The following is a 12,596-nucleotide window of genomic DNA, read 5'->3' on the forward strand; positions in this document are numbered from 1 at the left end:
TAGGATATGCTTTTTGGGAGTTCGGATGAAAAGCGCTTTGTGCTGGGATATGATTTGGGCGAGAAGGTTTCGCAGATAAGCTATCTGGCTTCAGATGCGGATATGCCGGAGACTCTCTCAGTACTGGCCGGAGCAGAACTGTATAATATTCCTACCGTGCTGTGCAAAAGAAATGATGTAAATCAGTGGTTTTATGGAAAAGAGGCGGTGCGCCATATTCAGGAGGGCGATGCAACTGCTGCTCCTGATCTTTTAGCGTCGGCAAGGGCTGGTAAGCCTGTGATGGTGGCAGGGACCGAGTATGATCCTATAGCTCTTTTGACCCTGTTTGTTAAAAGAAGTCTGTCACTTTTATCTATGGAGCTTTCACTTGATAATGTGGATGCCATAATGATAACAACAAGCAGCCTTGACCACAGAATGGTTCAGGTTTTAAATGCCGTTACATCAGCTCTTGAGCTTAAGACAAAAAACATATTTTATCAGAGCCATCAGGAGAGCTTTTATAATTACATGCTGTATCAGCCGGATGATCTGATGCATCATGTGATCCTTGCCTGTGACTATGACATGGAAAAACTTAATGTCTATGAAATGACATTAAACCACAATACAACACCGATCGTGGCAACTATTGAAGACAGCTCTTTTGACAATTTAAGGATTGATCCGGCTGGATTTCCCAAGGAAGCCGCTTTGTACCACAAGACCTGCGAGAGACTTGATGATGAGTTCCTTACGATAATGCAGAAGGTCTGCGGTGAAAAGATCATATCTACTGTGTTCCTGTTAGGGGACGGCTTCAGGGACAAATGGGCAAAAAGGTCTTTGGAGTTTTTGTGCAGAACAAGAAGGGTATTCCAGGGCAATAATCTCTTTAGTAAGGGAGCCAGTATTGCAGCAAGAGAAAGGATAAAACCTTCGGAGCATTCCAAAAAATATGTATTCCTTGGAGAGGATAAATTAAAATCCAATCTCGGAATGAAGCTGATGAAATGCGGAACAGAAGTGTATTGTGCACTTCTTGATGCGGGAACCAACTGGTATGAGGCTGAGGTTTCTATCGAGATAATCATGGATCCAAGTGGAATACTTAATGTTGAAGTTACTCCGCTCACAGGAAAGATGCCCAAAATGGTGCAGCTGTATCTTGACGGCCTTGAAAAACGACCGGAAGGGACAACGAGACTTAGAATTTCCATGAAGATGAATTCTGTAAATGAGGTGGGCGTCAAGGTTCAGGATCTGGGCTTTGGAGAGCTGTTCCCATCTTCGGGAAAGACCTGGGAGCAGATAATTGAACTGTAATGAGGTTATGTTATGAGTAAGCCAATTCTTTGTATCGGAACATATGCAAAGACTCCCTTTCATATAGAAAAGGTGGGCAAAAATGTCTACTGCATTGAGGAACTTTGCTACATACTTGTAAATAATGCTTTTCTTTTGGATGAGGACAGCTTTGGAAATGACCTTTTTGACTGGATTGAGAAGGAGTGCTCTCTAGAAAGACTTGCGGATGAGCTTCGGAGCATGTACATGAAGAAGTGCTCCATCGCGTCTCTTGCGGGAACCATTCTTGATTATGTAGGGTATAACAGTAAGAAGGAAGTTGACAGGACTGAAGAGATACTTAGAGCCAATGCAGGAATGGATGTCTACAGGAAAAAGATGGCCCGTGCGGATTATCTTTTGAAAAATAACCGCTATAGCATGGCATTCAAGGAATATGAATTTCTTTTAAATAATACGGACGAACTTGATAAGAAGACGAAAGCAAAGATAGAGCACAATGAAGGTGTTATGTACGCGAGACTCTTTCTCTTTGAAAGAGCTGCGGATATGTTTCTGAAAGCCTACAGGGATGGCGGCGATGAGGCGTCACTTATTCAGTATCTTGGGGCTTTAAGAATGAATCTTTCTGACAAGGAATATGTTTCATTTGTGACGGATAATGAAGATATGTATGAGGCTTCAATGGCTCTTGAAAGACGGGTAAATGAGCTCGAAGAGCTGTTTGGAAGCAGCAAGTCCAATCTTGCGGTGGGAACTCTTTCTGTCTACAAGGCAGAGGGCAAGATGGGCGAGTATTATGATGTGGTGGGGAAGATTACAGAGGAGCTGAAAACCGAGTACAGAGATCTCGTCAAAAGTAAAGTAGGATAAGCTGGGGGACTTACGTATGGGACTTTTGGATGATATTTTTGGAAGAAATAAACCCGATGACAGGGTGATGCAGGAAGAACTTCAGGACTGGAATGATATTGTCTATACCAGAAAAGACCTTGATATGGATGATCCGGTTCAGAGAAGGGAGTACATTGGGAGCTGCCTCCAGCAGATGGAAGAAGCCTCCAGGCAGCTTGACGCCCTTGAAGTAGAATATGCAGATGTTACCAGCCATTTGAGGGACATGGAGGAAATTGATTCACTTCCGCCAGAGCAGAGGGCTGAGGTCACTGATTGTGCCCAGAGAATAATTGAATCCCAGGAGCAGCAGGAGAAATTTGTAAAGCGCAAGAGCAAAATGAGCGATGAAGACTTTGAACATATGGAAAGGCTTCAGGCTCAGGCACAGATTGGAGCAGAAAAGCTCCTTGAAGCAGAAAGCTTTCAAAAGAAGATAAAGAATGATCTAAAGAGGCTTGATTCAGAGCATCAGGCATATCTTTTCAGAGAAGAGGAACTTGAGAAAACTATTGAGAGTTCCAAGACCCTTACTATAGTAATAGGAGTAACTCTCTGTCTTATAATTATTTTTTTACTGATATTACAGTTTGGACTTAAGCTTAATGTTACCTATGGCTTTATGATAAGCATTCTTTTATCTGCCATAGTTATCACCGTGCTGTATGTTCAGAGCACCGGAGCTGTGGTTGAATTAAAGAGTGTAAAAAAGTCCATTTCAAGGCTTATAATGCTTCAGAATTCAGTAAAGATAAGGTATGTCAATAACACCAATCTTATCGACTACCTCTGTATGAAGTACAGAGTCATGAATTCTGCAGAGCTTAGCGGCATGTATGACAAGTATCTGAAGGAGAAAAAAGAGCGCGAGAAATACGAGGACTCAAGAAGAAGCCTTGATGCAAACCAAAAGGATCTTATTTATATCCTCAGGCACTACAGGGTAAAAGACCCTGATATATGGGTTCATCAGGTGGAGGCTCTTATAAGCCACAATGAGGAGGTTGAAATAAGGCACAGCCTCAATGTACAAAGGCAGTCCCTTAGAAAGCGGATGGAATACAACAGAAATATCGTAGCGGGTAATGCAAAAAGAGAGATCGAAGATACTGCAAAGCTCTACCCGCAATATGCTCAGGAAATACTTGATATGGTTTCAAGATACGAAGAAATGTACCCAAATGTGTAAACATTTGGGTATTTTTTTCATTGTCAGCAAAAAAGATAGATGGTATTATTTTTGTGTTTGAGCATTCATTACGTATTTAGTATTTGAGGAGAACCAAATGGTGGGAGAAAACAGATTGGAGAATTACAAACACCTCGGCGAAGAGTGCGGTGTCTTTGGCATGTACGATTTCGACGGCGGTGATGTAGCAGAATCTATCTACTATGGGCTCGTTTCGCTCCAGCACAGAGGACAGGAAAGCTGTGGTATTGCTGTGAGTCAGACGAATGGTCCAAAAGGCAAGGTTTCCAGCTATAAAGACATGGGACTTGTAAACGAAGCGTTTACGCCGGATATTTTAGACGGGCTAAAGGGTGATATTGGTGTAGGTCACGTCCGCTATTCTACAGCAGGAAGCAGCACCAGAGAAAATGCTCAGCCCTTAGTTCTTAATTATGTAAAAGGTACCCTGGCACTAGCCCATAACGGTAACCTAGTCAATGCACCGGAGCTGCGTCAAGAGCTCGCTTATACAGGTGCGATTTTCCAAACAACTATTGATTCAGAAGTAATTGCATATTATATTGCACGAGAGAGGCTTGTTGCAAGCTCTGTAGAAGAGGCAGTGGGAAAGGCTATGCTCAAGATAAAAGGTGCATACAGTCTTGTTATCATGTCACCGAGAAAGCTTATCGGTGCTAGAGACCCTTATGGATTTAAACCTCTTGTAATAGGAAGAAGAGATAACTGTTATGTGTTGGCTTCTGAGACCTGTGCGCTTGATACCATAGGAGCTACATTTATCAGAGATGTTGAGCCGGGTGAGATAGTTACTATTTCTCCTGAAAAAGGGATCCAGTCAGACAAATCAATGTGCATCGAAAAGGAGAAACATGCCAGATGCATATTTGAATATATTTATTTCTCAAGACCTGACAGTTCAATAGATGGAATCAGCGTCTATGATGCCAGGATTGCAGCCGGAAGATTTTTGGCCAAGGATTCACCTGTTGATGCAGACATGGTTGTAGGTGTTCCTGAATCAGGAAACGTTGCAGCTCTTGGATATGCCATGGAATCAGGAATTCCTTACGGACAGGCCTTCGTCAAAAACTCTTATATCGGAAGAACATTTATCAAACCAAAACAGAAAAATAGAGAGTCCAGCGTTCAGGTCAAGCTAAATGCTTTGACAAGCGGCGTTAAGGGCAAGAGGATCATCATGATAGATGATTCCATTGTCAGAGGTACAACATCTGACAGAATCGTGCGAATGCTCCGCGATGCAGGAGCAAAAGAGGTACATATGAGAGTAAGCTCACCGCCATTTTTGTGGCCTTGCTACTTTGGAACAGATGTACCTGCAAGAGATCAGCTTATTGCCTACAACAGGAATGTTGAAGATATTTGCAAGATAATCGGAGCAGATTCACTGGCCTACCTTAAGATTGAGAGATTAGAGGAAATGGTCGGTGGAAAGCTGGGAATTTGTAAAGGGTGCTTTACAGGCCAATACCCTATTGAACCACCAAAGACGGATATACGTGGGGACTACGAGCGATAAAAATACCAGGATTGATCAGGAGGAATAAAATGAATACAGACAGATACACAAGCCCATTATCAGAGCGTTATGCAAGTAAGGAAATGCAGTATATCTTTTCACAGGATATGAAGTTTAAGACCTGGAGAAAACTGTGGATTGCTCTTGCAGAGATTGAGAAAGACCTGGGACTTAACATTACTCAGGAGCAGATAGATGAACTTAAAGAGCATCAGGATGACATCAACTATGATGTTGCAAGAGCAAGAGAAAAAGAAGTTCGCCATGACGTTATGAGCCATGTATATGCTTATGGTCAGCAGTGCCCAAAGGCTAAGGGAATCATTCACCTTGGTGCAACGAGCTGCTATGTTGGTGACAACACAGATGTCATTGTAATGACTGAGGCTTTGAAGCTTGTCCGTAAAAAACTTGTAAATGTTATCTATGAGCTTTCTAAGTTTGCTGACAAGTACAAGGATCTTCCAACCCTTGGATTTACTCATTTCCAGCCAGCACAGCCAACAACTGTAGGCAAAAGAGCTTCTCTCTGGCTTCAGGATTTTACAATTGACCTTGAGGATCTTGACTATGTTATTGATAATATGAAGCTTTTGGGTTCAAAGGGAACAACAGGTACACAGGCTTCTTTCCTTGAGCTCTTTGACGGAGACCTCACAAAGGTTGATAAGCTTGATCCTATGCTTGCTGAAAAGATGGGATTTAAGGGCTGCATGGCTGTTTCAGGTCAGACATACAGCAGAAAGATAGATATGAAGGTTATAAATGTTCTTGCAGGTATTGCATCATCTGCAACAAAGATGGCGCAGGACATCAGACTCCTTCAGCATTTAAAGGAAGTTGAGGAACCATTTGAAAAGAGCCAGATTGGTTCATCAGCTATGGCCTATAAGAGAAATCCTATGAGAAGTGAAAGGATATGTTCTCTCTCAAGATATGTTATAATAGATACTCTTAATCCTGCTATTACTGAAGTGTCACAGTGGTTTGAAAGAACACTTGACGATTCAGCCAATAAGAGACTTTCAATTCCTGAAGGATTCCTTGCAACAGACGGTATCCTTGACCTTTGCCTCAATGTGGTGGATGGTCTTGTGGTATATCCTAAGGTTATTGAGAAACATCTTTTGGCAGAGCTTCCATTCATGGCTACAGAGAATATCATGATGGATGCTGTAAAGGCAGGCGGAGACAGACAGGAACTCCATGAAAAGATCCGTGAGCTTTCTATGGAAGCCGGCAAGACAGTTAAAGTTGAGGGCAAGGACAACAACCTTCTTGAGCTTATTGCTGCTGACCCTGCATTCCACCTTACACTTGATGAGCTCAAGGCATCAATGGATCCTAAAAAGTATGTTGGATGCAGTGCACATCAGGTGGAGAAATTCCTTGCAGAGGTAGTTAACCCTATCATTGAGGAAAACAAAGAGCTTCTTGGAGTTACAGCTGAAATTAATGTATAAAGGGCAAAAATATGAAGATTACAGAAATTTTTAAAGAAAAGGAAGTGACACTTTCATTCGAGGTATTTCCGCCAAAGACAGATAATGGATATCCCGCCGTTGAGAAGGCTGCAGCTGAGATTGCAGCCCTCGGCCCGGATTTTATGAGCGTAACTTACGGAGCCGGCGGCGGAACAAGTAAAAACACAGCAAGTATTGCGGCAGATCTTCAGGATAAATATCATGTGCCGGTACTTGCTCATCTGACTTGCGTTTCATCCGACAAGGATCATGTGAAGTCAATGATCAATACCTATAAGGAAAAGGGTATTGAGAATATCATGGCACTTCGAGGTGACATACCCAAAGAGGGAAGGACTCATTTTGATTACAACCATGCGACAGAGCTTATCTATGACATTAAGTCCATAGATCCGGATATCTGCATTGGAGGAGCATGCTACCCTGAGGGACATGTAGAGTGCGCAAGACAGTCAGAGGACATTCAGCACCTTAAAGAAAAGGTAGAGGCCGGCTGTGACTTTTTGACTACTCAGATGTTTTTTGACAACTCCACGCTGTATCAGTTTTTGTATCGCATAAAGGATAAGGGTATTGATGTTCCGGTAATTCCGGGTATCATGCCTATTACCAATGAAAAACAGGTGGCCAGAAGTGTGGCTCTGTCAGGTTCAACTATTCCACAGAAGATGAAGATCATGGTGGACAGATTTCAGGATAATCCTGAAAAGCTTAAAGAGGCGGGAATTATCTATGCATGTGATCAGATAATTGATCTTATTTCAAACGGCGTTAGCCATATTCATGTTTATTCCATGAATAAGCCGGATATTGCAGCAGGCATAATGCGCAATCTAGGGGCTATCATAAAGTAATATTGTTAGGGGAAAATAAAAAATGAACATTCAGAACAACATAAACCAAGAGGATTTTGACTATTCACAGGATGTAATAAAAAAGCTTTCTGATTATTTTGATTCAAAGGTTGTTGGACAAAAGGGGCTTAAGTTCTCACTTATCGCATCAATAATTGCAGACGGACATATTCTTGTAGAGTCAGTACCGGGTCTTGCAAAGACTACAGCAGCAAAGGCTATTTCTGATGCTGTGGATGGCAAATTTGCACGTATACAGTGCACACCGGATCTTTTGCCCGGAGATATTGTAGGTACACAGATCTATAATCAGGCAACACAGAAATTTGAAACAATCTTAGGACCTGTATTTGCTAACTTTGTACTTCTTGATGAGGTAAACAGATCAAGTGCCAAGACACAGTCAGCCATGCTTGAAGCCATGCAGGAGAAGCAGGTTACTATAGGTGGCAAGGCTTATCACATGCCTGAGGATATCTTTATTGTAATTGCTACTCAGAACCCAATTGAGCAGGAAGGTACATATCCTCTTTCCGAGGCACAGACAGACAGATTCCTGATAAAAGAGGTGATCACATATCCTACAGCTGCCGAGGAAGTAGAGATCCTTAGCAGGATCGAGTCAGGTACTATCTCAAGAGTTGATCCACCTGTTCTTACGATCAAGGATGTTGATAAGGTTCAGGACATTGTGGATAAGGTTTATGTTGATGATGCCATTAAGTGGTATATTTCAAGTATTGTTGTTGCCAGCAGAAGGGCCAATCAGATTCCTGATTTTGAACTTGGCAAATACGTAAGGATCGGTGTCAGCCCTCGTGCTTCCATTGCTTTCCTTAAGATGTCCAAGGCAGCAGCACTTATGCAGGGAAGAACCTATGTTACTCCTGAAGATGTCAAGCTTGTCCGTCATCAGGTATTAAGACACAGAATCGGTCTTAACTATTCAGCAGTTGCGGACAATATTTCTGTTGAGATGGTAATTGACGGAATTGTTAATTCCGTAAAAACTCCATGATAGAGAGCTGACAAAAATGAACATAGATTATGAGTATTTATCAAGAATAAGAAGGGCGGTAGCTCTTTATACCACAAAAAAGACCTCTAATATTCTTGAGGGAGATTTCCACTCAATCCATAAGGGGCGAAGCATGGATTTTGAGGACCTTAAGGAGTACACTCCGGGAGACGAAGTCCATGACATTGACTGGAAGTCATCCTCGAGGATGGGAACGATCCTTGTGCGAAGATATATGACCGACAGAAGACATAATATGATGTTTGTGTGCGACAGCGGTCTTAAAATGAAGGGCGATACTCCTTGCGGAGATTCCAAAAAGGAGATTGCCCTTATGACATTTGGAACTCTTGCATATATTGCCGGAAGAAACGGCTCTGATTTTGCCATGGCTTATTCTAAGGCGGATCAGCCAAGTGTCAGCTTGTTTAAGTCGGGTCCTGACCATCTTGAGGGTCTTTTGTATGAGTACGAAAAGCATATTTGTGAGGACAATCAAAGGACGATAAGCCAGACTCTGATGGATGTTGTAAGTATGGTTCATAAGAGGATGATCATAGTTCTTATTACAGATATGGAAGGTCTTGCCGGTATAAGCAAGGATACAGTAAGAGCAATAACGAAAGATCATGATCTTCTTGCTTTTGGAATTGAGGATGCGTCTTTGTTTGGTGAGAACGTGTATGATCTGGAGAGCAGCCGGTACGAGAGATTTTTCTTTTCCCACAGCAGGAAGTTAAAAGAGTTTGACAAAGAGCTGAGGAAAGAACTGGGAGATCAGGTGCATGATACCTGTAAGCAGAGCCGCGTGGCAGCAGTATCCCTTAAGACCGAAAGTGAGATAATAGACAAGGCGATTGTCCTGTTTGAAAGGTATAGACATGGAAACTACGGTTACATTACAACCACCCTTTGAGTATGAAATATGGGTGCTTGTAGTTTTTAGCATCTTGTTAGTGGCAGGAATAGCAGGAGTCATTTTTGCCATTATTAAAATGAAAAACAAGGAAACTGTCCGGGAAGTAACTACTGAAGAAAAGACTGCTTATAAGAAGGCTGGGCAGATTACCCTTTATAATGCAAAAAGAAAGTATGTTTTGCAGACACAGCGCTTAATTGCGGATTATAAAGCAAAAAAGATCTCAAAGAGAGATGGCTATCAGAAGCTGAGTCTGATAATCAGGGGATTTGTGTTTGAGACAACTAAAATAGATGTCACAAAGTACACATTAAGAGATTTGAAAGAACTAAAGCTCTCTAAGCTGGATACTCTTATTGAGGAATATTATGTGCCTGAGTTTGGCGAGGACGAGAGATCAAAGAATATGAATCTCGAAGCTTCCTGCAACAGGGCAATGGGAGTGATCAAAACATGGAACTGATGTATGGAAAGGTGGTTGTCTTTGGTCTGATAGCTGTTGCGGTTTTTGTTGCCGGGCTTTTTTATATAAAAAGGAAGAAAAGTTTTATATATGCCACGGGGATCAAGGCTGCCAACACCAAAAGATTAAAGCAGTCAAAGATATATAAAAGACTTGAGCAAAGGTATCTTGTGCTCAGATGCATTCTTATAGCGGGGATAATTGGAAGTATTGTTTCATCTTTGGTTCTTATAGCAAGACCTTACAAAAAAGATGATATATATAGTGGGGTAAAGAAAAGAGATATCATTCTTTGTTTGGACGTATCCTATTCTCTTTATGATCTTAACTACGAAATAACAGATTATCTTAAGGAAGTGGTTAAGGGGCTTGAGGGAGACAGGATAGGAATAAACATCTTTAACACATCTACAGTCACATATGTCCCTTTAACAGATGATTATGAATATGTTCTTCAAAAGCTTGATGAGCTTAGTGAATACTTCGCGCTTCAGAAGGAATATCAGGATAAGTACGGAGAGTACATGTATATTCCTGACGAACTGCTTGAAGAGTACAAAGAACTGGCTTTTAAGCTGGACTATTATGATGCCGGAACTCTTTATAATAATCAGAGCAAGGGATCATCACTTGTGGGTGAGGGACTGGGAACAGCGCTGTATTCATTCCCCTATCTTGGAGAGTCTGACAGGACCAGAGTTATCATCATGTGCACGGATAACGAGTTAAATGCCAGAAAAAAACAGATCATGGATCTTGAAGATGCAGCTAAAGCCTGCGCTCAGAACAAGGTTACTGTGTTTGGTATATTCCCAAGTGAAGAAGCTTTCTATGCTCCTGATGAATATGATTATAATTCCTGTAAGGAAGAGTTCAAAACGGCTGTTGAATCAACCGGCGGTAAGTTTTATGTCCGCACACAGGATCAGGCTGTATCAGAGATTGTAAAAGATATACAGAAACAGGAAGCAATGCTGGTTAAGGTAGTTATGTCCAGACAGTATGTGGATCTTCCTTATATTCCGTTTACTATTTTAATTATATGTCTGGCACTTGGATTGTCAGCAGGATTGGTGTTGCAAAGATGAGTATTAGGCCTATTTTTCCTCTTGTAGTTATGGTGTTTGTTCTTCTTGTGTTTGTAGCAGTTACAGTTACCATAATTTCCAGGAATCCATTAAAACTAAAAGATAAGATATTGACCATTATCAGGCTTGGACTTATATATGCTTTGGTCTTTTGCATAGGGTTAAGGCCTGTAACTACGGATGATGAATATGAATTCTCAACAAAGAATCTCGATGTTCTTTTTGTTGTGGACACTACCATAAGTATGTGGGCTTGCGACTACAACGGGTCAAAAGAAAGAATGGATGGAGTTATTGCCGATGCCGGATTCATAATAGATGAACTTGCAGGCTCTAATTTTGCACTGGTCACCTTTGATGATCAGGCCCATGTACTTGCTCCGTTCACGCAGGATTTTCAGTATATAGAGAATCTGTTCGAAACGTTTTCTTCTCCTGACAGCACAATGGCAACAGGAAGCGACCTTTCTCTTCCATATAAGGATATTGAGTCACTTCTTTTGTCATCATCAAGAAAGGAGAACAGAAAAACTATAGTCTTTTATATAAGCGACGGCGAAATAACAAACGGCACAAGCCTCTCTTCATATAAGGATCTTGCTCAGTATGTGGATGGCGGTGCGGTCTTTGGATATGGCACAGAAGCCGGTGGCAAAATGAAAGACGGCAGCTGGGGATATATCTATGATTATGATACTCATCAGGATGCGATATCCAGGATTGATGAGGCTAATCTGAAGCAGGTAGCAGAGGACCTGGAAGTAAATTATTACAATGTAAATGATGGTAATGCTGCAATAAAGGGCGAGATAGAACTGATCAAGCAAAGCAGCAAGACTATTGTTGAAAAGGGCATGGGAGCTGAAGCTTTTCAGGATACATATTTTTACTTTGCTATAGCTTTGGCACTTGTTCTTCTTTGGGAGCTTTTTGTAATTGTAAGGAAAGGGAGGCTCTGAGCATGAAAAAGACACCAATAAAGTATCTGGCGATACTTATCGTATCAGTTGCTGTCGTAGTTATATCAGTTTCGGCAATAGTCAGAGTCTTTGTGAATAAAGGTTTTGTTGTTTCTTATGAACAGGGAATATATGATACTTCCAAAGAAAAGACACTGTTTTTGATGAATTTTCCTCAGGGTTATATTCCTTATTACAATGTAGGAAACGCTGCATATCAGCAGAACGATTACATTAGTGCCGTAAGTTATTACTACGATGCTCTGAAATTTAATCCCAAAGAGCCGTGGGACTGTCAGATAAGGATCAACCTGGCTCTTGCGCTTCTTCATATAATTGATTTTGAAAACCTTGATTCTGAAGAAAAAGTGCAGAATGCTCTTTCTGTATTGTATCAGGCAAGAGGTGTGCTGATAGAGCACGGTTGTGCTGAAGATAAGGGTGAGAATGGCCATAATAAGGACGCTCAGCAGTTAAAAGATGATATTGACAAGATGATCGAAAAGCTTCAGCAAAATGGTTCTGATGGCGGAGAAGGCGAACAGGACAAAAAAGAATCAGAAGGCGATGACGAAAAAGAGAAGTCTGGTGGTTCATCTGATTCCAATAAGCAGAAGCAGCAACAGCAGGCTCTTGAGCAGAATAAAAAGAATGCTATGCAGGAGAGACAGGAAGAAATAGATCAGCTTGAAGAGCATAAGAAGTATTCAGGCCAAAACTCAGGCAGTGGAGAGCAGGGCGATGGCCAGGAAGAGAATGGTGACGGCGAAGAAGGTTCAGAAGAAGGGGAAGGAAATGGCTCATCTTCCGGACCAAAGCACCCTTGGTAGCTTGAAACCTTTGAAAATTCTGTTAAATCTAAGGTTTTGACCAGTGCAGATACTTTGAATTGCAT

The 12,596-nt window shown here is 41.6% G+C and carries 12 protein-coding genes; all 12 read left to right on the top strand.

Annotated elements, in window-relative coordinates:
- Positions 1-6 precede the first annotated feature (6 nt).
- Positions 7-1,308 (top strand): DUF5716 family protein, encoded by a 1,302-nt coding sequence (locus C4S54_RS14420; RefSeq protein WP_103870141.1) that lies wholly within the window; start codon positions 7-9, stop codon positions 1,306-1,308.
- 12 nt (positions 1,309-1,320) lie between these two features.
- The gene (locus tag C4S54_RS14425) at positions 1,321-2,163 is read left to right on the top strand and encodes a hypothetical protein (protein ID WP_103870142.1); all 843 of its coding nucleotides are present in this window, start codon (positions 1,321-1,323) and stop codon (positions 2,161-2,163) included.
- Between the two features lie 16 nt (positions 2,164-2,179).
- Positions 2,180-3,373, top strand: coding sequence for a hypothetical protein (locus C4S54_RS14430; protein ID WP_103870143.1), 1,194 nt, complete (start codon positions 2,180-2,182; stop codon positions 3,371-3,373).
- Positions 3,374-3,470: 97 nt separating this feature from the next.
- Entirely contained in the window at positions 3,471-4,916 is a 1,446-nt protein-coding gene (gene purF, locus C4S54_RS14435; protein WP_103870144.1) for an amidophosphoribosyltransferase, read from the top strand.
- A gap of 29 nt (positions 4,917-4,945) precedes the next feature.
- The gene (gene purB / locus C4S54_RS14440; protein ID WP_103870145.1) at positions 4,946-6,379 is read left to right on the top strand and encodes an adenylosuccinate lyase; all 1,434 of its coding nucleotides are present in this window, start codon (positions 4,946-4,948) and stop codon (positions 6,377-6,379) included.
- An 11-nt stretch (positions 6,380-6,390) separates the two neighbouring features.
- A complete protein-coding gene (metF, locus tag C4S54_RS14445; protein ID WP_103870146.1) occupies positions 6,391-7,254 on the top strand; it encodes a methylenetetrahydrofolate reductase [NAD(P)H] in 864 nt (287 codons plus the stop codon).
- A 22-nt stretch (positions 7,255-7,276) separates the two neighbouring features.
- Positions 7,277-8,272 (top strand): AAA family ATPase, encoded by a 996-nt coding sequence (locus tag C4S54_RS14450; protein ID WP_022772914.1) that lies wholly within the window; start codon positions 7,277-7,279, stop codon positions 8,270-8,272.
- A 16-nt stretch (positions 8,273-8,288) separates the two neighbouring features.
- Complete coding sequence (locus tag C4S54_RS14455) at positions 8,289-9,188, top strand: DUF58 domain-containing protein (RefSeq protein WP_103870147.1); 900 nt, start codon at positions 8,289-8,291, stop codon at positions 9,186-9,188.
- Positions 9,154-9,654, top strand: coding sequence for an OB-fold protein (locus tag C4S54_RS14460; RefSeq protein ID WP_146060003.1), 501 nt, complete (start codon positions 9,154-9,156; stop codon positions 9,652-9,654). Before C4S54_RS14455 ends, C4S54_RS14460 begins: the two co-directional genes overlap by 35 nt.
- The gene (locus C4S54_RS14465; RefSeq protein ID WP_103870149.1) at positions 9,645-10,742 is read left to right on the top strand and encodes a VWA domain-containing protein; all 1,098 of its coding nucleotides are present in this window, start codon (positions 9,645-9,647) and stop codon (positions 10,740-10,742) included. Before C4S54_RS14460 ends, C4S54_RS14465 begins: the two co-directional genes overlap by 10 nt.
- The gene (locus C4S54_RS14470; protein ID WP_160110779.1) at positions 10,739-11,701 is read left to right on the top strand and encodes a vWA domain-containing protein; all 963 of its coding nucleotides are present in this window, start codon (positions 10,739-10,741) and stop codon (positions 11,699-11,701) included. Before C4S54_RS14465 ends, C4S54_RS14470 begins: the two co-directional genes overlap by 4 nt.
- A 2-nt stretch (positions 11,702-11,703) precedes the next feature.
- Positions 11,704-12,531, top strand: a complete 828-nt coding sequence (locus C4S54_RS14475) for a tetratricopeptide repeat protein (protein WP_103870151.1) — start codon at positions 11,704-11,706, stop codon at positions 12,529-12,531.
- The last annotated feature ends 65 nt before the right edge of the window (positions 12,532-12,596 follow it).

This window comes from Butyrivibrio sp. Su6, from assembly GCF_900108105.1.
Taxonomy (GTDB): domain Bacteria; phylum Bacillota; class Clostridia; order Lachnospirales; family Lachnospiraceae; genus Butyrivibrio.

Excerpts from the sequence above, each read along its gene's own strand:
- C4S54_RS14425 (WP_103870142.1), top strand. The coding sequence starts at position 1,321 with ATGAGTAAGCCAATTCTTTGTATCGGAACATATGCAAAGACTCCCTTT.
- purB (WP_103870145.1), top strand. The coding sequence starts at position 4,946 with ATGAATACAGACAGATACACAAGCCCATTATCAGAGCGTTATGCAAGT.
- C4S54_RS14460 (WP_146060003.1), top strand. The coding sequence starts at position 9,154 with ATGGAAACTACGGTTACATTACAACCACCCTTTGAGTATGAAATATGG.
- C4S54_RS14450 (WP_022772914.1), top strand. The coding sequence starts at position 7,277 with ATGAACATTCAGAACAACATAAACCAAGAGGATTTTGACTATTCACAG.
- metF (WP_103870146.1), top strand. The coding sequence starts at position 6,391 with ATGAAGATTACAGAAATTTTTAAAGAAAAGGAAGTGACACTTTCATTC.
- C4S54_RS14455 (WP_103870147.1), top strand. The coding sequence starts at position 8,289 with ATGAACATAGATTATGAGTATTTATCAAGAATAAGAAGGGCGGTAGCT.
- C4S54_RS14430 (WP_103870143.1), top strand. The coding sequence starts at position 2,180 with ATGGGACTTTTGGATGATATTTTTGGAAGAAATAAACCCGATGACAGG.
- C4S54_RS14470 (WP_160110779.1), top strand. The coding sequence starts at position 10,739 with ATGAGTATTAGGCCTATTTTTCCTCTTGTAGTTATGGTGTTTGTTCTT.
- C4S54_RS14420 (WP_103870141.1), top strand. The coding sequence starts at position 7 with ATGCTTTTTGGGAGTTCGGATGAAAAGCGCTTTGTGCTGGGATATGAT.
- purF (WP_103870144.1), top strand. The coding sequence starts at position 3,471 with ATGGTGGGAGAAAACAGATTGGAGAATTACAAACACCTCGGCGAAGAG.
- C4S54_RS14465 (WP_103870149.1), top strand. The coding sequence starts at position 9,645 with ATGGAACTGATGTATGGAAAGGTGGTTGTCTTTGGTCTGATAGCTGTT.
- C4S54_RS14475 (WP_103870151.1), top strand. The coding sequence starts at position 11,704 with ATGAAAAAGACACCAATAAAGTATCTGGCGATACTTATCGTATCAGTT.